This window comes from Micromonospora sp. WMMA1998, assembly GCF_027497375.1.
Lineage (GTDB): Bacteria > Actinomycetota > Actinomycetes > Mycobacteriales > Micromonosporaceae > Micromonospora > Micromonospora sediminicola.
On sequence record NZ_CP114911.1, the window covers coordinates 4,059,453 to 4,080,218 of the forward strand.

At 72.1% G+C, this 20,766-nt stretch carries 16 protein-coding genes; 10 read left to right on the forward strand and 6 right to left on the reverse strand.

Features of this window, described 5'->3' with window-relative positions; all coding sequences use genetic code 11:
• Window positions 1–5: 5 nt before the first annotated feature.
• The 3 genes from O7600_RS18400 to O7600_RS18410 all read right to left on the reverse strand — a co-directional run bounded on the left by O7600_RS18400 (window position 6) and on the right by O7600_RS18410 (window position 5,134).
• The gene (locus tag O7600_RS18400) at window positions 6–1,562 is read right to left on the reverse strand and encodes a glycosyltransferase 87 family protein (protein ID WP_281588995.1); all 1,557 of its coding nucleotides are present in this window, start codon (window positions 1,560–1,562) and stop codon (window positions 6–8) included.
• Window positions 1,563–1,685: 123 nt separating this feature from the next.
• Window positions 1,686–4,493 carry a transglycosylase domain-containing protein gene (locus tag O7600_RS18405; RefSeq protein ID WP_281588997.1) on the reverse strand — a complete coding sequence of 936 codons (2,808 nt, stop codon included), beginning with the start codon at window positions 4,491–4,493 and terminating at the stop codon, window positions 1,686–1,688.
• Window positions 4,494–4,687: 194 nt separating this feature from the next.
• On the reverse strand, window positions 4,688–5,134 hold the full coding sequence (locus tag O7600_RS18410) for a DUF5318 domain-containing protein (protein ID WP_091567755.1): 447 nt from the start codon (window positions 5,132–5,134) through the stop codon (window positions 4,688–4,690).
• A gap of 174 nt (window positions 5,135–5,308) precedes the next feature.
• On the opposite strand from O7600_RS18410, the gene O7600_RS18415 reads away from it, so the two are divergent.
• Together O7600_RS18415 and O7600_RS18420 are read left to right on the forward strand one after the other, a co-directional pair.
• Window positions 5,309–5,947 carry a PadR family transcriptional regulator gene (locus tag O7600_RS18415; RefSeq protein ID WP_091567752.1) on the forward strand — a complete coding sequence of 213 codons (639 nt, stop codon included), beginning with the start codon at window positions 5,309–5,311 and terminating at the stop codon, window positions 5,945–5,947.
• A 23-nt stretch (window positions 5,948–5,970) separates the two neighbouring features.
• Window positions 5,971–7,050 (forward strand): inositol-3-phosphate synthase, encoded by a 1,080-nt coding sequence (locus tag O7600_RS18420; RefSeq protein WP_091567747.1) that lies wholly within the window; start codon window positions 5,971–5,973, stop codon window positions 7,048–7,050.
• A gap of 63 nt (window positions 7,051–7,113) precedes the next feature.
• On the opposite strand, the gene O7600_RS18425 is transcribed toward O7600_RS18420, so the two are convergent.
• A complete protein-coding gene (locus tag O7600_RS18425) occupies window positions 7,114–7,593 on the reverse strand; it encodes a methylated-DNA--[protein]-cysteine S-methyltransferase (protein WP_281589003.1) in 480 nt (159 codons plus the stop codon).
• Between the two features lie 67 nt (window positions 7,594–7,660).
• On the opposite strand from O7600_RS18425, the gene O7600_RS18430 reads away from it, so the two are divergent.
• The 4 genes from O7600_RS18430 to O7600_RS18445 are packed head-to-tail and all read left to right on the forward strand — an operon-like array spanning window position 7,661 to window position 11,383.
• The gene (locus O7600_RS18430; RefSeq protein WP_281589005.1) at window positions 7,661–8,170 is read left to right on the forward strand and encodes a SigE family RNA polymerase sigma factor; all 510 of its coding nucleotides are present in this window, start codon (window positions 7,661–7,663) and stop codon (window positions 8,168–8,170) included.
• Window positions 8,167–9,267, forward strand: a complete 1,101-nt coding sequence (locus O7600_RS18435) for a hypothetical protein (RefSeq protein WP_281589007.1) — start codon at window positions 8,167–8,169, stop codon at window positions 9,265–9,267. Before O7600_RS18430 ends, O7600_RS18435 begins: the two co-directional genes overlap by 4 nt.
• Window positions 9,268–9,309: 42 nt before the next feature.
• The gene (locus O7600_RS18440) at window positions 9,310–9,852 is read left to right on the forward strand and encodes a hypothetical protein (protein WP_281589009.1); all 543 of its coding nucleotides are present in this window, start codon (window positions 9,310–9,312) and stop codon (window positions 9,850–9,852) included.
• A gap of 25 nt (window positions 9,853–9,877) precedes the next feature.
• Entirely contained in the window at window positions 9,878–11,383 is a 1,506-nt protein-coding gene (locus O7600_RS18445; protein ID WP_099163203.1) for a flotillin family protein, read from the forward strand.
• A gap of 58 nt (window positions 11,384–11,441) precedes the next feature.
• Here the strand turns inward: O7600_RS18445 and O7600_RS18450 are convergent, their stop codons facing one another.
• Together O7600_RS18450 and O7600_RS18455 are read right to left on the reverse strand one after the other, a co-directional pair.
• Window positions 11,442–13,478 carry a S8 family serine peptidase gene (locus O7600_RS18450; protein WP_281589011.1) on the reverse strand — a complete coding sequence of 679 codons (2,037 nt, stop codon included), beginning with the start codon at window positions 13,476–13,478 and terminating at the stop codon, window positions 11,442–11,444.
• 180 nt (window positions 13,479–13,658) lie between these two features.
• Window positions 13,659–15,119 (reverse strand): CCA tRNA nucleotidyltransferase, encoded by a 1,461-nt coding sequence (locus O7600_RS18455; RefSeq protein ID WP_281589013.1) that lies wholly within the window; start codon window positions 15,117–15,119, stop codon window positions 13,659–13,661.
• A gap of 133 nt (window positions 15,120–15,252) precedes the next feature.
• Here O7600_RS18455 and murJ point away from each other — a divergent pair, with 133 nt between their 5' ends.
• From murJ to O7600_RS18475, 4 genes are all read left to right on the forward strand, one after another.
• Entirely contained in the window at window positions 15,253–16,998 is a 1,746-nt protein-coding gene (gene murJ, locus O7600_RS18460) for a murein biosynthesis integral membrane protein MurJ (RefSeq protein ID WP_281589015.1), read from the forward strand.
• A 413-nt stretch (window positions 16,999–17,411) separates the two neighbouring features.
• Window positions 17,412–19,031 carry a protein kinase family protein gene (locus O7600_RS18465; RefSeq protein WP_281589017.1) on the forward strand — a complete coding sequence of 540 codons (1,620 nt, stop codon included), beginning with the start codon at window positions 17,412–17,414 and terminating at the stop codon, window positions 19,029–19,031.
• A gap of 43 nt (window positions 19,032–19,074) precedes the next feature.
• Window positions 19,075–19,776: an RNA polymerase sigma factor SigM gene (gene sigM, locus O7600_RS18470; protein WP_281589019.1), complete on the forward strand. Its 702-nt coding sequence runs from the start codon at window positions 19,075–19,077 to the stop codon at window positions 19,774–19,776.
• Window positions 19,773–20,750: a hypothetical protein gene (locus tag O7600_RS18475; protein ID WP_281589020.1), complete on the forward strand. Its 978-nt coding sequence runs from the start codon at window positions 19,773–19,775 to the stop codon at window positions 20,748–20,750. Before sigM ends, O7600_RS18475 begins: the two co-directional genes overlap by 4 nt.
• Window positions 20,751–20,766: the final 16 nt, after the last annotated feature.

A 20,766-nucleotide genomic window follows, 5' to 3' on the forward strand; every position in this document is an offset into this window, starting at 1 on the left:
TCCGCTCAGACGGGGACGGGTTCGACGGGGCGGTCGACGGCGCCCGAGCGCCAGCGTTGGTGCCAGGGCGCGTCGGGCGCGCCGTCGAGCAGCCCGCCGTCCGGGTCGTCGGCGTAGGTCTGGCGGACCGCGTCGCGCTCGGGCCGCAGGATGTCCCGGATCACGAAGCCGCAGAGCACCGCCACGGTGACCAGGCGCAGGCTGGACGCCAGCACGAACACGCCCTCGGGGAAGACCGGCCGGGACGTGGCGGTGCCGAGCAGTTCGCCGTAGAACGCGGCGAAGTAGCAGACCTCGGCGAACTGCCAGGCCAGGAACGCGCCCCAGCGGGGCCGGGCGAGCACCGCGAGCGGCAGCAGCCAGAGCACGAACTGCTGCGACCAGACCTTGCTGAAGATGAGGAACGCGGCGACCACCAGGAAGGCGAGCTGCGCCAGCCGGGGCCGGCGCGGGGCGAGCAGCGCCAGCGCGGCCACGCCGAGGCAGGCCGCCCCGAACAGCAGGTACGACACCCAGTTGAGGGTGGAGATGTTGGCGTTGAGCCACTCGAACGGCCCGAGTTCGCCGGGCGCGGAGGGGCTGATCCGGCCGTCGAGGTAGCGGCCGATGTACCAGAGCGTGCCCCAGTCGATGGGGCGGGTGGTGTTGAGGTCGAAGAAGCGTTCCCAGTTCTCCCGGTAGGGGATGGCCACCGGCAGGTTCACCGCGACCAGGGCCATCAGTGCGGAGCCGGTGGCGACGAGCCCGGCCAGCAGTCGACCGGCCCGTGCGCAGAGGACGAGAATCGGCCCGAGGAGGAACAGCGGCCACATCTTCGCCGCGCCGCCGAGCCCGATCAGCACGCCGGCCAGCCCGGGCAGCAGCATGCCGTACCGGTCGGGTCGGGTGCGCGCCCAGGCCAGCAGCCCGAACGCGGCCAAGCCGACGGCGAGCAGGTCCCAGTTGACGGTGGCGGTGAGCACCAGGGCCGGGGAGAGCGCGAACAGCGCCGCGTCCCAGGGTCGTCGGCGACGCAGGCTGAGGATGACGGCGACGGTGGCGACGGCGAGCGCGCCGAGCACCAGCGCGTTCAGGTTGTAGAACCACTGGCCCTGGTTGATACCGGGGTTGTCGACGCCGACGGCGTGCACCGGCAGGCCGAGCGCGCCCATGAAGTAGCCGGTCAGCACCGGGTATTCCACCGGGTGGTCGGCGTAGGGCACCTTGCCCTCGTTGAGCCCCTCGGCGTAGTAGAGCGCCAGCACGTCGGTGTAGCACATCCGGGTGTACTGAATGTTGTTCTGCCAGGCGCCGTCCTGGCAGGGCGACTTCTGCACCCAGTGCAGGGCGAGCGTCAGGCAGACCAGCGCCAGCACGATCCGCGCGGCGGTCCAGAACCGGCCCTCCCGGCCGGCGGGCCGGTCCAGCGCGGCGGCGTGGTCTCCCAGCGGCCCGCCGATCAGACCGGACGTGCCCCGGACGAACCAGTCCGATCGGGACGGGTGGTCCACGGCCGTTGCGGGTCGTGGCACGGCCCCGGACTCGCCGGGCTCGTCGATGCCTGCGGGCGACTGGGTGCTCATGGAGAGGCATCCTGCCGTACGCCGGGGGTCGCCGTCCCGTCGCGCGCGGAGAAATTCCGGTCCGCGAAACGGCGGCGGCGGCCGGACCGCTGGGGTCCGGCCGCCGCCGTCAGGTGGTACGCGTCAGTTCGTCTGTCTGGTCGGTGGGGTGCTCGGCAGCACGCCGCCACCCCGACCGCCGCCGCCCGGTAAGCCGGGGAGACCGCCGCCCTGGTCGCCGCCGCCCGGGTTGCCGCCACCCGGGTTGTTGCCACCCTGGTTGCCGCCGTCGGGGCAGAACAGGCCCAGCGGGTCGCAGGCGGGGCCGCCGCCCGTCGGGGGCGGCGGCGCGGGCATCTCGCCGTTGCCGACATCGTCCTTGCCGACGTTCGCGGCCGGCGGGAACTCTTCCTTGTCCTTGCCCTTGAGTGCGTCGTTCATGAAGCGCTGGAAGATCTCACCGGGCATCTTGGCGCCGCTGATGTCCGCGCCGCCCTTGTACCTGATCGCCTTGCGGTCCTTGACGTTGCCGACCCAGACGGCGGTGGCGAGCTGCGGCGTGTAACCGATCATCCAGGCGTCACCATTGCGGGTGCTGCCGTCGCCGAGCTCCCAGGTGCCGGTCTTCTCGGCGGCCTGGCGGCCGTCGTCGAGCCGGCGGTTGACCTGGCCCGGATACTGCTTCAGCACGGACGTGACGTCGGCGACGATGTTCTTGTCGATCCGCGGCTGCCCATCGAGCTTCTCACCGCCGACGGTGTCCCACTTGCCCGTGTCCGGGTTCTGCTTCTGCACCTTCCGGATGAAGTGCGCCTTGTTGTAAACGCCCTGGTTGGCGAAGGTGGCGACGCCGTTGGCGTGGTCGAGCACGGTGATCGGGTACTGGCCGTAACCGACCACGTTGAAGAATGGGTCCGGCGCGACCTCCTTGGTGTCCTTCACCTTGGTCAGGTCGTAAGCCTGGGCCGGGTTCGTGTCGGTCCGCCACATGGTGGTGACGCCGGCCTGCTTGGCCATGTCGACGACCTTGTCCGGGCCGATCTTCTCGGTGATGTAGTAGAACGGCACGTTCAGTGACTTCAGCGTGGACAGTTCGAGCGTGCAGGAGTCACCGCAGGAGACCTTGTCCGCGCCGGCGTTGCTGACCTTGAACTTGGTGTCCTTCGGGGTGAACGCCGAGCCCTTCCAGCGGGACTTGATCGAGATGCCGGCCTTGAGCGCCGCGGCCAGCGTGTAGATCTTGAAACTCGATCCTGGTGAGTGGCCACCGCTGACCACGCCGTTCTCCACGTTCTTGCCGGCATAGTCGGTGCCGGTGCCGTTGTCACCGCCGTAGTAGGCGAGCACGCGTCCGTTCGCCGGATCGATCGACACCACGGCCGCCATCAGGTTGGACGGCTGTCCGGCGAGCACGGAGGTCTTCTTGGCCCGTTGGGCCACCTTGAGCGCCGCCTCCTGCATCTTCGAGTCGATGGTCGTGGTGATCTTGTAACCGCCCCGGCTGAGAGCCTTGGCGCAGAGCGGCTTCTTGTCGGTCACCTCGGCCTCGTTGTCGGTGCAGAGGTTCATCTCGCGCAGTTCCTGCGAGACGTAGTTGACGACGTTGCCGTACGGCGTGTCGATGCCGAAGCCACCGGCGCTGTTCTTCGACGGCGGCTGGAGCGTCTTGGTGGGGTACTCGGTGGGGTGCTGCGGCATGTTCGGCGCGTCGAGCCACTTCTCGGTGATCATGCCGTTGACGACGTAGTTCCACCGGTCCCGCGCGGCGTCCTTGTTGATCGCCGGGTCGTAACCCTTGTGCGTGGTGCTCGGTTCGGGCTGCTTGATCAGCGCGGCCAGCACCGCGGCCTCGGCCACGGTGAGGTCCTTCACGTTCTTCTTGAAGTAGGTCTGCGCCGCCGCCTGGATGCCGTACGCCCCGCGACCGAAGTAGATGACGTTCAGGTAGTGCTGCATGATCACGCGCTTGTCGTACTTGTCGTTCAGCTTTGAGGCGAGGATCGCCTCCTTGACCTTCCGGCCGTACGTGTCCTGGTTCAGGTTGTCGAACGCGTTGCGCGCGTACTGCTGGGTGATCGTCGAGGCGCCCTGCTTGTCGCCGCCGGTGAGGTTGTTCCAGGCGGCCCGGGTGATGCCCTTGTAGTCCACTCCGGAGTGGCGGTAGAAGTTCCGGTCCTCGGCGGCCGCGACCGCGTGCTGGACGTGCTCAGGGATCTGGTCGATGGTGACGAGCTGCCGGTTCTGGTCGCCGATTCGGGCGATCTCCTTCGTGCCGGACTTGTCGTAGATGGTGGTGGAAAGGGGCGGGATGGTGTCCTCGGGGAGCAGCACCTTCTGCGAGTACCAGGTGAAGCTGACCACTCCGATACCGGCGAGCATGATGAACACGGCGAAGCCAGCGATCAGCATGTTGAGCCGACGCCGCTTCTTCGCCCGAGCCGGGTCCCCACCGCGACCGCTCTGGCCGGGACCGGTCGGGCCGCCCGGACCGCCGGGGCCACCCGGACCGCCGCCGCTGAAGCCGGGCACCCCGGCCCGCGCCACCGCGGCGCGGCCGCCCGGCGCCGCGCCGACACTGGCCCGCCCGGCGCCGCCGACGCTCGCCGCGCCCACCGAGGCGCGACCGGCCGGACCGGCCGGGGAGATCGGCACGGACGCCCGGCCCGCGCGCCCGGGCGCGCCGGGAGCCGGCGAGACCGGCACCGAGGCCCGGCCCGCGCCGGCCCGGCCCACCGAGGCCGCGCCCGAGGCGCCCCGCGGCGCCGGCGCGGCGCCACCGACCGAGGCCCGGCCGCCGGTGCCGCGCGGTGTCACCGAGGCGCGCGCCGAGGCGCCGCCCTCCGGTGCGCCGGACCAACCGTTTCCGCGCGGACTCCGCTCGGAACCGGGGTCGCCGTTCGGGCCCGGGATCTGGGCCCGCCCACGCGAAGAACTGGGATCGCCGTAGTTCATTCCTCACACCCTGCCGGTCGCGGTGGGGCGCGGGGGCGCCACCACCGGGTTGCCGTGAGCTGGAACACGGGACGTTACCTGCCGGCCGCGCCGGCGTACGCCCGTCAAATCCGACCTATTCGGACCAATTACGCTTAATGGCTGTCGCTCGTGCCGCCCGGTCACCGGGCCGGCAGCGGTCGGGACAGCCGCGTTCACCGTTGCGCCTCTCGCCTTCGCCGAGGGGTGGAGCCGTTGGCCGCGACCGACTCGCCCGCGTCCTCCGCCTCGCCCGCGAGACCGTCCCGACCGAGCAGGAACTGCTCGACGAGATGGTTCCAGTCGCAGCCGGGGCACACCTCCACCACGAACACCTGGAACTCACGCAGCGTCATGGCCAGGACGGGCAACTCGGCCCGGGTACGCGCCTGGCCGGCCGACTGCTTGAGTTCGTCACCGTAAATGTAGTGGACGTGGATCAGGTTCTCGCTGCGGCAGATCGGGCAGCGGTGGTCGGTCGGCTCACCGTGGAAGCGGGCGGCGTTCTTCAGGTACGGCGACGCGTCGCAGACGTCGTACGTGCCGATCCGCCCGGCGAGGAGCTCACGCAGCACCGCCCGCTTCTGGAGCGAGTAGTCGACGACCTGGCGCTGCGTACGCATGCGGCAAAGGGTACGCGCTCCGTCGAACCGAGGCGACCATGGTCACCATCGGTGACGACGGTGTCGCGTAACCCGGGGTTTGCCCTGCCCACCCCTCTCCGCTACCGTGCGATGTATCGGTCCGATACATCGCGGTGGTTAGCGCTCCGCGCAGGGGGAAAGAAGGGATGGCCCGTGCTCGAATTCGCCATCCTGGGCCTCCTGCAGGAGGCTCCGATGCACGGCTACGAGCTGCGCAAGGAGTTGACAGCCAAGCTCGGCGCCATCCGGGCGGCGATCAGCTACGGCACGCTCTACCCGACCCTGCGCCGGCTGCAGGCGGCGGGATGGATCACCGAAGCCGCCGAGACACCCGCGACCGCCGAGGAGGTTCCCGCGCTGACCAGCCGACGCGGTCGGGTGGTCTACACCATTACCGCGGAGGGCAAGGAACGCTTCGCCCAGCTCATAGCGCAGGCTGGACCCGAGACGTACGACGACACGGGCTTCGGGGTGCACTTCGCGTTCTTCGCCCGGACCGACCAGGCCACCCGGCTCCGGATCCTGGAAGGTCGTCGTCGAAAGATCGAGGAACGCCGCGAAGGTCTTCGCGACGTGCTCGGCCGGGCAGCCGAGCGTCTCGACGCGTACACCCTGGAACTGCAACGCCACGGGCTCGACGCCTGTGAGCGTGAGGTCCGCTGGCTGGAGGAGCTCATCGCCAACGAGCGCTCCGGCCGGGCCCCGACCGCCCCGCGACCCGGGACGACCGGTGGCCGAGGAGACAACGACAGCCCGCCCACGCCTGGCACGTCCAGGTCAGAGCGGCCGTGATGAAGAAGAAGGAGGCAGACGCTATGGGCTCCGTCCGCGTCGCCATCGTCGGTGTGGGTAACTGCGCCTCGTCCCTCGTACAGGGCGTGGAGTACTACCGGAACGCCGACCCGAACGACCGCGTCCCGGGTCTCATGCACGTCACCTTCGGCGACTACCACGTCTCCGACGTGAAGTTCGTCGCGGCGTTCGACGTGGACGCCAAGAAGGTGGGCATGGACCTCGCGGAGGCGATCGTCGCCAGCGAGAACAACACGATCAAGCTCTGCGACGTCCCGCCGACCGGCGTGACCGTGCAGCGCGGGCCGACCTTCGACGGTCTCGGCCAGTACTACCGGGAGATCGTCGAGGAGTCGGACGCCCAGCCGGTCGACGTGGCGCAGGCCCTGCGCGACGCGCAGGTCGACGTGGTCGTCTCCTACCTCCCGGTGGGCTCCGAGCAGGCCGACAAGTTCTACGCCCAGGCCGCGATCGACGCCGGCTGCGCGTTCGTGAACGCCCTGCCGGTCTTCATCGCCTCCGACCCGGAGTGGGCGCAGAAGTTCACCGACGCCGGCCTGCCGATCGTCGGTGACGACATCAAGAGCCAGGTCGGCGCCACCATCGTGCACCGCGCCCTGGCGAAGCTCTTCGAGGACCGCGGGGTCGAGCTGCTGCGCACGTACCAGCTCAACTTCGGCGGCAACATGGACTTCATGAACATGCTGGAGCGCAACCGCCTGGTCTCGAAGAAGATCTCGAAGACCCAGTCGGTCACCTCCCAGATCCCGCACGAGATGAGCAAGAGCGACGTGCACATCGGCCCGTCCGACCACGTGCCGTGGCTGGACGACCGCAAGTGGGCGTACATCCGCCTGGAGGGCCGCTCCTTCGGTGACACCCCGCTCAACGCGGAGCTGAAGCTCGAGGTGTGGGACTCGCCGAACTCGGCCGGTGTCATCATCGACGCCGTCCGGGCCGCGAAGATCGCGCTGGACCGGAAGATCGGTGGCCCGATCCTCTCCGCCTCGTCCTACTTCATGAAGTCCCCGCCGGAGCAGTACGCCGACCACGACGCGCACGCCGCCGTCGAGGCGTTCATCGCCGGCGAGGTCGAGCGCTGACGCGCTGAACGACACCGAGGGAAGGCCGGGTCCGCACGGACCCGGCCTTCCCTCGTCGGTACGTCAGGACCAGGCGCGCCGCAGCGCCGAGGCCGCCTCCAGCTCCAGCAGGGTCACCTTGCGCGGCAGTCCGCCGCCGAAGCCGACCAGCTTGCCGCCCGCGCCGACGATCCGGTGACAGGGCACGATCACCGGCACCGGGTTGCGGTTGCACGCCACCCCGACCGCCCGCGCCGCGCCCGGGTCGCCGAGCGCCCGGGCCACCTCGCCGTAGGTGGTCGTCTCGCCGTAGGGGATGCCTGTCATCTCCCGCCACACCGCGCGCTCGAACTCCGAGCCCCGGGGCGCCGACACCGGCACGCTGAACTCGGTCAGCTCACCGGCGAAGTAGGCCCGCAGCTCGGCCACGGCGAGCCGGGCCAGGTCGTCGCCGGGCTCGTCGGCCGCCGACGCCACCCGGCCGAAGTGCGCGCCGCGCACGGCGTCGTCGTCGGTCCCCACGGAGAACTCCCCGATCGGCGAGTCGAGCACGGTCCAGCGCATGCCACCCATTGTCGCGCGGCGGGCAAAGTTCTCCCCGCCCCGGGCGTCGGAGAGACGGAGGTGGACGGTGGCGGAGGTCGACCGGGAGTTCACCGCGTTCGTCAACGAGCGCGGTGCGGTCCTGCTGCGGGTCGCGTACGCGCTCGCCGGCAACCAGCACGCGGCGGAGGACCTGCTCCAGAACGCGCTGGCCAAGGCGTACGCCCGGTGGCCCCGGATCCGCGGCGACGCGGAGCCGTACGTGAAACGGATCCTCTACCACGACCAGGTCTCCGGCTGGCGACGGCGGGCGCGACGGGCGGAGGTGCCGGTGGCGGAGCTGCCGGAGCGGCCGGCGGCCGGCGACGACAGCGACCTGCGGCTGCTGCTGCGCGACGCGTTGCGCGCGCTGCCGCCACGCCAGCGCGCCGTGCTGACGCTGCGCTACCTGGAGGACCTGAGCGTCGAGCGGACCGCCGCGCTGCTCGGCTGCCGGCCCGGCACCGTGGCCAGCCAGAGCGCCAAGGCGCTGGCCCGGCTGCGGCACCTCGTGCCGGCGCTCGACGAGCTGACCACCCGGTCGGAGGTGACCCGATGAACACGTCGCTGGACGAGGCGCTCCGCGGTGCCGTACGCGATCTCGCCGACGCCGCCGCACCCGCACCGGACCTGGCGTCGCGGTCGCTCGGTCGGGGCCGCCGGCTGCGCCGCCGCCGGCGCGTCACCGCGACCGCCGCCGCGCTGGTCGCCGTGCTGGCGGTGACCCTGCCGTTCGTGCTGCTGCGTCCCCGCACCGCCCCGCCGCCCACCACGCCGCCGGTCACCGCCACCCCGTCGCCGGTGATCCGGTCGGCGCCGGGCCCGAACTGGTCCAATGCTCCGCTGGTGCTGCCGGGCGGCTGGGTGGTCACCAGCCTGAGCGAGGTCGCGAGTTCGATCGGGAAGTCTTATCTGCTCGACCGGGACCGCGGCCGTTACATCGCCAACGGCCGCTACGACGCAGTTCTCCCCGCCCCGACCGGGTCGCTGGTCGCGGTCTGGGACGACGACCGGCCCCGCCAGGTCGGCCTCGTCGACCTGGCGCGCGGGACGACCCGCTGGTACGAGCCGGGTCGCGCGCTGGGCACGCCGAACTGGTCGCCGGACGGCCGGCGCCTGCTGTTCACCAGCCAGCGGGTCGACTACTTCGGCTTCGTCGTGTTGGACGCCAAGGGCACCACCCGCAGCCACGCCGTCGACACCGACGAGTTTTTCTGCACCGACCACTGCTTCTTCCTCTGGAGCCGAGACGGACGCGAGGTGCTGCTCCAGCAGACCGACCCGGGTCGTCCCCGGTCCGAGTCGGCCCGGCACCCGCGCCGGGGTGTGCAGTTCTTCTCCACCGCCACCGGCCGGCCCACCCGCCTTGAACCGTTGCCCGGCGATCCGGCCGGGCCGTGGGCCTGGTCGCCGGACGGGAAGCTGGTGGTCATCCAGGGGCAGCGGGAACCGTTGCTGGCGGAGACGGCGACCGGCCGGGTGATCAACGCGCTGCCCGCCGCCGACGCCGTCTGGGCCGGCACCGATCGGCTGCTCTACCGGCGGCCGAACGGCTCGCGCGACTTCGTGTACTCCGACACCACCGGGCGGGAGTTGGTCCGCCAGCCGCTGCCGGAGGAGTTCCGCCTCGCCGATGTGACGATCGCGCCGCGCTGAGCGGTGGCTCGGCGGAAGCTGGGCGTTCGCTGCACGCAGTCGATGTTGCGCGACGTCGATACCGTGCAGGTCGTGGCCACGGGAACGCTCATCTTCCTGATCATCGGCGGAGCCGGGGTCGGCGTGCTGACGCTGGCCCTGCTCGGCTCGGGAGTGCTGCACCTGGGCCACCCGGACGTCGACGGCCCGGTGTCGCTGGAGGCGGTCGCCGGGTTCACCGGAGCGTTCGGGTTCGGCGCCGCGATCGTCAACGAGCTGCTCGGGGGGCGTACCTCCGGGACGGTCGCGGTGGCGGCGGCCGGCGGCGCGCTCGCCGCCGTGCCCACCGCCTGGCTGGCGGCCCGGTTGAGCCGCGCGGCCCGCACCATGCGCACCGATCCCACCCCCACCCGCGACCACCTGGCCGGCGCGATCGGCCTGGTGGTCACGCCGATCCCCACCGGCGGTTACGGCGAGGTCCGGGTACGCCTCGCCGGCCAGCCGGTGAAGCTCAACGCCCGGGCCGACCGGCCGATCCCGATCGGCGCCCGCATCTTCGTGGTCGAAGCGCTCAGCGAGACCAGCGTGCACGTCGAGACCTACTGATCCCTCAGCACAGACGGGAACCCCCATGCCCCTGCTCGTCGCCATCGGCGGCGCGGTCCTCCTCGCCGTCCTGCTCGTCCTCTTCGTGCTCTCCCGGATCAAGGTGGCCGGGCCGAACGAGGCCTTCATCGTCACCGGTCGCAAGGGCCGGACCACCCAGACCGCCGACGGCCAGCGCTCCACCGACATGTCCGGGCAGAAGGTCGTGCTCGGCGCCTCGGTCTTCGTGCTGCCGGTGGTGCAGAAGCTGCAGTCCCTCGACCTGTCCAGCCGGCGGATCGACGTCGGCATCCGGGGCGCGGTGAGCAAGCAGGGCATCCGCGCCGACCTGCACGGCGTCGCGATCGTCAAGGTCGGCGGCACCGAGGACGCGATCCGGGCCGCCGCGCAGCGGTTCCTGCACCAGCAGGACGAGATCGACAACTTCACCCGCGAGGTGCTGGCCGGCGCGCTGCGCTCGATCGTCGGCCGACTCACCGTCGAGGAGGTCATCCGGGACCGGGCCGCGTTCGCCAGCGCGGTCGCCGAGGAGGCCGAGCACTCGATGACCAACCAGGGCCTGGTGCTGGACACGTTCCAGCTTCAGGACATTCTGGCCGAGGGCTCCTATCTGGCCGACCTGGGCCGCCCGGAGGCCGCTCGGGTGCTCAAGGACGCGGCCATCGCCGAGGCCCGGGCCCGGCAGGCCGCCGAGCAGGAGCGGCTGCTCGCGGAGGAGGCGATCGCCGAGGCGAACCGGAACCTGTCGCTCAAGCAGGCCGGCATCCAGGCCGAGATCGACGCGGCGAAGGCCAGGTCGGCAGCGGCCGGCCCACTCGCCCAGGCGGAGCGGGACCAGGCGATCCTCTCCGAGCAGCAGAAGGTGGCCGAGCGCAACGCCGAGCTGAAGCAGCGCCAGCTCGACACGGAGGTGCGCAAGCCGGCCGACGCGCAGCGGTACAAGGTGGAGCAGGAGGCCGAGGCGGCCCGCAACGCGGCGGTGCTGCGCGCCGACGCCGAGCGGCAGGCCACCATCGCCGCCGCGCAGGCCGTCGCCGAGCAGTCCCGGCTCACCGGTGAGGGTGAGCGGGCCCGCCGCGCCGCGCTGGCCGAGGCGAACGCAATCGAGGGCGCCAAGGAGGGTGAGGCGGAGCAGCGCCGGCGGTCCGCGATCGCCGAGGCGGTCGAGCGGGAGGGCCAGGCCGAGGCCGCGGCCATCCTCGCCCGGGGCCAGGCGGAGGCCGACGCGATGGCCCGCAAGGCCGAGGCGTTCGCCGCGTACGGCGAGGCCGCGGTCCTGGACCTGTTGGTCAAGGTGCTGCCCGAGGTGGTCGGCGCGGCGAGCGCCCCGATCGGCGCGATCGACAAGATGACCGTCATCTCCACCGACGGCGCGTCGTCGCTGACCAAGTCGGTGGCCGGCAACGTCGCCCAGGGTCTCCAGCTCGGCAGCGATCTGACCGGCATCGACCTGGCCGGGCTGCTGGCCCGGCTGGGCAGCGCGCACACCAACGGCAAGAGCACCGTGGACGGCAGCACCGTCAACCCCTGACGACGACGGCGCCCGCCGGTTCCCCGAGGGGAGCCGGCGGGCGCCGTGGCGGTACGGGTCAGAGTGCGCTGAAGACGAACTGCTCGCCGGCGCTCAGACCGAGGGTCTCGCTCTCCCAGTCGATGACGCGGCTGGCGATGAGCTGGCTGGTGCCGGTGCTGCCCGCGGTGACCGCGTTGCCGTTGGCGTTGGCCCGCACGTAGACCGAGCCGTCGCCGTTGTAGTCGAGGAAGTCGAAGGCCTCCCAGGCGCCGACGACGGTGGCCTTGGCGATCAGGGCCCGGTTTCCGCCGGCGTCCGCGGTGACGAACTGGTTGTTGATCAGCGCGCGCAGGGCGAAGAAGCCGTCGCCCAGGCTGACGACCTCGTACTTCTCCCAGGCACCGACCGTCGCGGACCGGGCGATCAGCGGCTGCTTGCCACTGTTCTCGGCGGTCACGTACTTGCCGTTGGCCACCGCCTTGATGCCGACGACCGGGGCGGCCGCGTCGAAGTCGAACTTCTCCGCCGTGCCGATGGTGGTCTTGCTGGCGATCAGCGGGGTGGTGGCGTTCGAGGCGGTGACGTACTTGCCGTTGGTCACGGCCTTCAGGCTGACGGTGCCGTCGGTGTTGGTGACGATCTGGAACTTCTCCCAGTCGCCGATCGACGCGGACCGGGCGATCAGCGGCCGGTTGCCGCCGCTCTCCGCGGTCACGAACAGGTTGTTCGTCACCGCCCGCAGACCGACGTAGCCGCTGCCGGCGTCCACCACGTCGTACTTCTCCCAGGCGCCGACCTCGACGCCGCGAGCGACCAACGGCCGGTTGCCGCCGCTCTCGGCGGTCACGTAACGGCCGTTGCCCCGGGCCTTCAAGCCGTACGACTCGCGTGCGACCACCGGGGCGCCGATGTGCAGGAGCCGGTCGGCGGAGCCCATGGTGTCGTGCACCGCGCCGTCGACACCGGTGCTGACGACGGAGTTGCGCACCTGCTGCGGCGTCCAGGTCGGGTGCTCCTCCAGCAGCAGCGCGGCGGCGCCCGCCACGTGCGGGGAGGCCATCGAGGTGCCGCTCATCGAGGTGGAGCCGGAGGTGGTGCCGGCCTTCGCCGAGACGATGCCGGCGCCCGGCGCGAACGTGTCCAGGCAGCTGCCGTAGTTGGAGAACCAGGCCCGCATGTCCAGCCGGTCGGTGGCGCCGACCGTGATGGCGGCCGGCACGTTCGCCGGCGAGGAGCCGCAGGCGTCGGTCCAGCTGTTGCCGGCCGCGACCGCGTAGGTGATGCCGGAGGCGATGGAACGCGCCACCGCGTCGTTGAGCGCCGGGTCGTTCTCACCACCGAGGCTCATGTTGGCCACGGACGGTCCGCTGGCGTGGCCGGTGACCCAGTCGATGCCGGCGATCACGCCCTCGGTGGTGCCGTTGCCCTCGCAGTCGAGCACCCGGACCGCGACCAGCTTGACCTTCTTGGCCACGCCGTAGGTGGCGCCGCCGAGGGTGCCGGCCACGTGCGTGCCGTGGCCGTCGCAGTCCTGCGCGACATCGTCCTGGTCGACGGCGTCGTAGCCGTTGCTGGCCCGGCCGCCGAAGTCCTCGTGGTCGATGTCGATGCCGGTGTCGATGACGTACGCGGTCACCCCGGCGCCGGTCGACGAGTAGGTGTACTCGCCGTCCGTTCTGGTCCTGGTCTGGTCGAGCCGGTCCAGGCCCCACGGCGGGGTGGTCTGGGTGTCGGTGGCCGTGTAGCGCTGGACCTGCTGCACGTACGCGACGTCCGGGTCGGCGGCGAGGCGCTCGGCCTGCCGACGGTCCATGCTGGCGGAATAGCCGTGCAGCGCCTTGCCGAAGACCCGGCGGACGGAGCCGCCGTGCTCACCGGCGAGCGCCGACGCGGCGGACTTCACCTTGGCCGGGGTGGCCTTGCCGTCCTTGAGGACGACGATGTAGCGGCCGGGAACGGCCCCGGGCAGGTCGGCGCCCCGGACCGGGGCCCGCTTGGCGTCGCCCGGGTCGGCCGAGGCGGCGCCGCCGGTGGCCGCGCAGATGATTGAGGTGGCGGAGGTGAGGGCGAGCCCCACCAGCGCGGAGCGGCGCAGCGCGCCGGAATGTGACACCGAATTGTCTCCCCGTGTCCAGCGACCGTCCGGATCGGACGGGCGGATGTGATCAGGACAGCCACACCCGTCGATCCGGGGGGCTGGTGATGACCAACATCATGCGGGAGACATCGACCGGAACGCTTCAACCGTTCGGTCGACACGCCGGCGTATCGTCGTCGTTTTTCCGGCGCAGGATCAGCCGACGATGCCCTCGGCGCGCCCCCAGCGCAGCAACTCCGCCTCCGCCTCGTCGCGGTCCAGCGGACCGCGCTCCAGGCGCAGCTCCTTCAGGTGCTGCCAGGCCCGGCCGACCACCGGCCCGGGCGGCACGCCGAGCAACTCCATGATCGCGTTGCCGTCCAGGTCGGGCCGGACCCGGGCCAGGTCCTCCTCGGCGGCGATCCGGGCGATCCGCTCCTCCAGCGCGTCGTAGTCGGCCGCGAGCTGGGCCGCCTTACGCCGGTTTCGGGTGGTGCAGTCGGACCGGGTGAGCTTGTGCAGCCGGGACAGCAGGTCACCGGCGTCGGTGACGTAGCGGCGCACCGCCGAGTCGGTCCACTCGCCCCGGCCGTAGCCGTAGAAGCGCAGGTGCAGCCCGACCAGCTTGACCACCTGGGAGGTGATCTCCTTGGAGTAGCGCATCGCCTTCATCCGGGCCTTGGTCAGCCGGGCGCCGACCACCTCGTGGTGGTGGAAGCTGACCCGGCCGTCCGGGCCGACCGCCTTGGTGGCCGGCTTGCCGACGTCGTGCATCAGCGCGGCCATCCGCAGCACGAAGTCGCAGCCGTTCTCCTCCAGCGACATCGCGTTGCTGACCACGGTGAGCGTGTGTTCGTAGACGTCCTTGTGCTGGGCGTGTTCGTCGATGGTGAGCTTCAGGCCGGTCAGCTCTGGCAGGAAGCGCTCGGCCAGGCCGGTGTCGACCAGCAGCCGCAGCCCGGTGATCGGGTCGGCGCCGCAGAGCAGCTTGGTGAACTCGTCCCGGATCCGCTCGGCGGTGATCCGGTCCAGGTCCGTCGCCATCCGGGTCATCGCCGCGCGGACGTCCGGATGGACGGCGAAACGCAGCTGGGCGGCGAACCGGGCCGCCCGCAGCATCCGCAGCGGGTCGTCCCGGAACGACTCCTGCGGCGTGCCGGGGGTACGGATGATCTTGGCGGCCAGGTCGGCCAGGCCGCCGTACGGGTCGGTGAACCGGTGGTCCGGCAGGCTCACGGCCATCGCGTTCACGGTGAAGTCGCGGCGCTTCAGGTCCTCGGTCAGGCTGGTGCCGTACTGCACCACCGGATTGCGGCTGACCTGGTCGTAGACCTCCGCGCGGAACGTGGTGATCTCCAGGTTGAGGCCGTCGCGCTGGCAGGCGATGGTGCCGAACTCCCGCCCGGTCTCCCAGATCGACTCGGCCCAGCCCCGGATGATCCGGACGGTGTCGTCCGGGTGCGCGTCGGTGCAGAAGTCGAGGTCGTTGCCGAGGCGGCCGAGCAGCGCGTCCCGCACCGATCCGCCCACCAGGTGCAGTTCGTGACCGGCCCGGGCGAACCGCCGACCCAGCTCGTCGGCGACCGGGGAGACGCGGAGCAGCTCGGCGACGGCGTTGCGCTGTGCGGTGGTCAGCTCACGGCGGTCGGCGGCAGCGGAGGCGGAGGCTTCGGACATGGGAGCGCCAGCCTATCGGGCCGGGGGTGGATCGACCGCGCCGGGCGCGGGTAACGGGTCGAGGTTGACTAAGGTTCCGGTTGTGCGGGGCCGGCGGGGCCCGGTTCCGGCGTACCCCTTGGAGGCTGTGGAGATGAGCGGCGGCGGGCTCTACCGCAGCGCGAACGCGCACGACGGCGGCCTGCCGCCGGACGACGGCGCGACCTTCATCTCGGCGGAGCCGCTGAACCAGCCCGGCGTGGAGTCGGTCGCGCCGCCGCAGGAGGTCGTCGGCGAGACCAGCGCCGCCGCGAACAGCGCGGTGATGGCGATCGGCAGCCTGGTCAGCCGGGGCACGGGCTTCATCCGCAACCTCATGATCGGCGCGGCGCTGGGCGGCGCGCTCGTCGGCGACGCGTTCACCACCGCCATCTTCCTGCCGAACCAGGTCTACGAGTTCCTGCTCGGCGGCGTGCTCACCAGCGTGCTGATCCCGGTGCTGGTCCGGCGGCGCAAGTCGGACCCGGACCGGGGCGAGGCATACTCGCAGCGGCTGCTCACGCTGGCCGTGCTGGCGCTGGCCGCCGTCGCGCTGATCGCCATGGCGGGGGCGTCGGTGTTGACCGCCATCTACGCGGGCGGCAAGGACCAGGACTATCAGGGCCTCGTCACCGGCCTGTCCTACCTGATGCTGCCGATGCTGTTCTTCACCGGCGTGAGCGCGCTGATCGCCGCGGTGCTGAACACGCGCGGGCACTTCGCCGCCCCGATGTGGGCGCCGATCCTGAACAACCTCGTGGTCATCGGCGTCTGCGCGCTCTACATCGCGGTCTTCGGCGCCAAGATCATCAAGCCCGGCGAGATGGGCTGGGACCGCATCCTGCTCATCGGCGGCGGCACGCTGCTCGGCGTCGCGGTGCAGACCGCCGGCCTACTGCCGGCGCTGCGCAAGGTCGGCTTCCGGTGGAAGTGGCGGTTCGACTTCCGCGCCCTCGGCCTGAGCGAGCTGGCCCGGCTGGGCGGCTGGATGTTCTGCTACGTCGGGGTCAACCAGCTCGGCCTCTTCGTGGTGGTCAACCTGCTCACCCGCGCCGCCGGCGGCGACAACGCCGGCCTGCTGATCTACAACAACGTCTTCCTGCTGCTGATGATGGCGCACGGCATCATCGCGGTCTCGATCATCACCGCGCTGATGCCCCGGATGAGCGCGGCCGCCGCCGAGAACCGGTTCGGCGACGTCACCGCCGACCTGTCCCGGGGCACCCGGATGGTCACCGCGGTGCTCGCACCCATCGCGGTCTGCTACGCGGTGCTGGCCGCGCCGATCTCCGTGGTGGTGTTCCGCTACGGCGCGTTCACCGGCGACAACGCGGTGGCCACCTCGACCGTGCTGCTGGTGGCGGCGCTCGGCCTGGTGCCGTTCGCGGTCAGCCAGCTCTTCACGTTCGCCTTCTACGCGCTGCCGGACACCCGCACCCCGGCCCTGGTCAACATCCCGGTGGTGATCCTGCGCGTCCTGCTCCAGGTCGGCCTCTTCCTGCTTTTCTCGAACACGTTCGCGGCGGCCGGGATGATGCTCGGCAACGCGGTGTCGTACCTGGCCGCGGCGATCATCTCGGCGATGCTGCTGCGGCCCCGGGTGGGCCGGATCGGGCTGGGCCGGATCATGCGGACGCTGGGCCGGGTGGTGGTGGCCGCACTGGGCGCCGCGCTGGTCGGCGTGCTCGTGGTGGCGGTGCTCCCCGGCGACCCGGCGGACCTGAGCTGGGCCGCCGCCGCGGTCCAGTTGGCGATCGGCGGCGCGGCGATCGGCGCGACCTACCTCGGGCTGGCCATGCTGCTGCGGATCGGCGAGATCACCGAGGTGGTCGGGATGGTCCGCCGGCGGCTCGGGCGCTGACCCGCCGCCGGTGACCGACGGTGAACGAGGATCACCAGCCTGGGGATACGGCTGTGGATAACTCGGAATTCCGCCGTCCAGTGGGCCTCTCGGCCTGTGGACAACCAACCGTACGGACGAGGGTGCCCAGGCCGGAGCCGGGAAACTGACCGGCCGCCACACCGGTGCGGCCCCTGCGTCGGCTACTTGCCGTCAACCTCTAGATTGGCGGTGCGTGTCCGGGTCGGGCGCCGGCGCGGGTGTTCCGACCTGTTCGGAACCGCGGTGACTGGCTTCCCACCGGCCGCAGCGGGAAGATGACATGTCGGAGAACCGGGCATCCCGGGTAAGGTCGCTCTCGACGGGTACGGCAGGTGCCGACGTGGGCGTCGACGCCGGCGTGCCGGTTCCACCGAGGCCAGAGCGGGAAACACATGCCCAGCAACACGGGTCCATCGATCGACACGATCACCGAGGGAGGACGGGTGACCCAGGTCGGCGAGGGTCAGGAAGCGGAGGAAACCTCTCCTGCGGTCGTGACCTTCGGTGCTCCCTCGGTCGGTGAGCTCCTCGCCGAGCGCTACGAGCTGGTCGAGCACATCAACAACGACAGCGCGGGCCGGCTGGTCTGGCGCGGGGTCGACGTCATCCTGCGCCGTCCCGTCGCGGTGGTCCTCCGCTACCCGGGTGGCGACTCCGCCACCGAGATGCTCCAGGCCGCGGTCGCGGCGAGCCGGGTCATCCACCCCAACCTGGTCGGCGTCTACGACGCGATCGACGAGGACGACCGGGCGTACGTGGTCCGCGAGTGGGTGGACGGGCAGTCGCTGCGCGAGATGGTCGCCGCCGACGGCCCGATGGACCCGACCCGGGCCACCGCGATCGGCAACGCCGTCGCCAGCGCCCTCGCCGCCGTCCACGCCACCGGCATGGTGCACGGCAACCTCCACCCCGGCACCGTGATGATCAGCGACGACGGCCGGGTGGTCCTGGCCGACGCGCGCACCGACGGGGCGGACAGCCAGGAGAGCGACCTGCGGGCCGTCGGCGGAGTGCTCTACTTCGCCCTCACCGGGCACTGGCCGCACGGCGAGGCCCCGCTGCACGGCGCCACCGCCGGGCACGGCCGAGCCGCCCTGCCGGACGCCGTCCGGGACGCCGGCGGCGTCATCGCCGCGCCCCGGCAGGTCCGCGCCGGCGTGCCGGCCTACCTCGACGACCTCACCATGGACCTGCTCGACCCGGAGATCGCCCCGCCCTCGTCGGACGTGCTGGCGGCCGAGCTGAGCCGGCTGGACATTCCGGCCGACGAGCAGTTCCTGGAGCAGGCCGGTCCGCTGCGCTTCACCGCCGACCCCGGCGAGGAGCCGTCGCCGCTGGCCGCCGCCGGCGGACGCCGGGTGGCCCTGGGCATCGCCGGCCTCCTGGCGGTCGCCCTGATCGGGCTGCTCATCGGCGTCAACGCCCTCGGTGGCGGGGACGACGGCGACAAGGAGCCGGTGGCCCAGCCGTCCAGCAGCGCGCCCGCCGGCGGCGGCAGCAGCAGCGAGGCCGCTCCGCCGGTCCGCAAGCTCACCATCCAGGACGTCCGGGTGATCGACCCGGACAGCAACGACCGCGCCGAGGTGCGCGACGCCGAGAAGGTGATGGACGGCAGCGACGACGAGGGCTGGGAGACCCAGACCTACAAGAACAACGGCAAGTTCGGCGGCCTCAAGGACGGCATGGGAATCTGGATCGACCTCGGTGCCCCGCACACGGTCAAGTCGCTCCAGGCCAGCCTGTCGTCCACCGGCGCGTCGGCCGAGCTGCGCGCCGGCACCAACGGTGAGTTCCCGTCCACCTCCAAGGGCGACAAGGACCTCGTCGCGGCGTACCCGACCGTGATCGGGCAGCCCTTCGAGGACCACACCGGCACCACGATGACGTTCGACGGCTTCGAGCCGGACAAGAAGTACCAGTACCTCCTCTTCTGGATCACGGAGCTGCCGAAGAAGGACGACGGCCCCGGGTGGAAGCTCGGCGTCCAGGAGATCACGGTCCAGGGCTCGTGATCCGTCCGCCGTACCCGTCGCGCCACCTCCGCCGGACGCGGTGATGGCGGGCTCCGGCGGCGGCGAGCCGGGCAGGTCCGACCTGGAACTGCTCCGGGCCCACGTCGCGGGCGACCGGGACGCCTTCACCGAGCTGTTCCACCGGCACCGGGACCGGCTCTGGGCGGTGGCCCTGCGGACCATCGGCGACCGCGAGGACGCGGCCGACGCGCTCCAGGACGCCATGCTGTCGGCCCACCGTGCCGCGGCCCGCTTCCGGGGCGACTCGGCGGTCACCACCTGGCTGCACCGGATCGTGGTGAACGCCTGCCTGGACCGGATGCGTCGGCGTCAGACCCACGCCACCGTCCCGCTGCCCGACGGGGTGCACACCGACGGCGAACCGGGCCGGCACACCGGTGGGATCGAGCCGGCCGCGCCCGCCCGGGACCACGAGACCGCGCTGGTGGTCCGGCAGGCGCTCGCGGCGCTGCCGGTGGAACAGCGGGCCGCGCTGGTCCTGGTGGACGTGCAGGGCTACCCGGTGGCCGAGGCGGCCCGGATGCTCGACGTCGCCGAGGGAACGGTGAAGAGCCGCTGCGCCCGGGGTCGGGCCCGACTCGCCGTGCTTCTCGGGCACCTGCGCACCGGCTCGGACGACGCCGTGGACGTGCCCCGGGTCACGGCGGGGAACCGCCGGCCGTCGGAGGGCGTCGGATTCTCGTCGGGAGCGTCCCGGCACTCGGTCAGCCAGGAGGAGCCGTGACGTCCCGGGAGTTCAGCGAGGTCGACCACGACCTGCTCGCCGACTACCTCGGCGGGGCGCTGGACGGCACCCCCGAGCAGGCGACCGTCGCCCGGCTGGTCGAGCGGGACCCGGCGTGGCGCGACTCGTACGCGAGCCTGACCCAGGCGGTCGACCTGGTGCACGCCGACCTGGCCGACTGGGCCGCCGAGACCGCGCCGGAGATGCCGGTGGCGGTGGCGGACCGGATCACCGCCGCGCTCGCCGGCGCCGGACCGGCACCGGCCACCGACCCCGACCGCGCGCTGCGGGACGTCGTACCGGCACAGCCGGGCCGGGCGACCCGCCCACCGGGCGCGGCGGAGCGTCCCGGGCGGAGCACCGGTCCGGGCCGGCGTTCCCGGCGCTGGGCCCGACTGGCCGGTCCGGTGGCGCTGGCCGCGGCCTCGGTCGCGGCGGTGGGCCTGGGTGTGGGCCGGCTGGCGGACGTCGGCGGCGACAGCTCCGGCGGCACGGCCGACCGGGCGGCCGGGGAGGCGGCACCGATGGCCGCCGCGCCCTACCGGACCACCGGGCCGGCGCTGCGCAGCGGCACGGACTGGACCCCGGAGCGCCTCGCCGGCAGTCGGGCCGCCGCCGCAGCCGGCCCGTCGGCGAAGTCGATGCGGCCCGACATGGCCGGGCCGTCGGGTGCGCCGGACGGCGGCCGGGAGACCCCGTTCTCCGCCGAGAAGAACCGCCTCGGTGCCGTCGGCGGGCTGGACCGGCTGGAACGGCCCGAGGCGCTGGCCGCCTGCCTGACCGCGATCGGCGCCGAGCACGGCGCCACGCCCCTCACCGTCGACCTGGTCGACTACGCCCGGTTCCAGGGCGCACCGGCGCTGGTGGTGACGTTCTCGGACGCCGACGGCACCCGATGGGGGTGGGTGAGCGGCCCGGAATGCGGCGTACCCGGGTCCGGCGCGGACACCCGGTTCCGTACGCGGGTAGGGTGAAACCGCGGTCACCGAG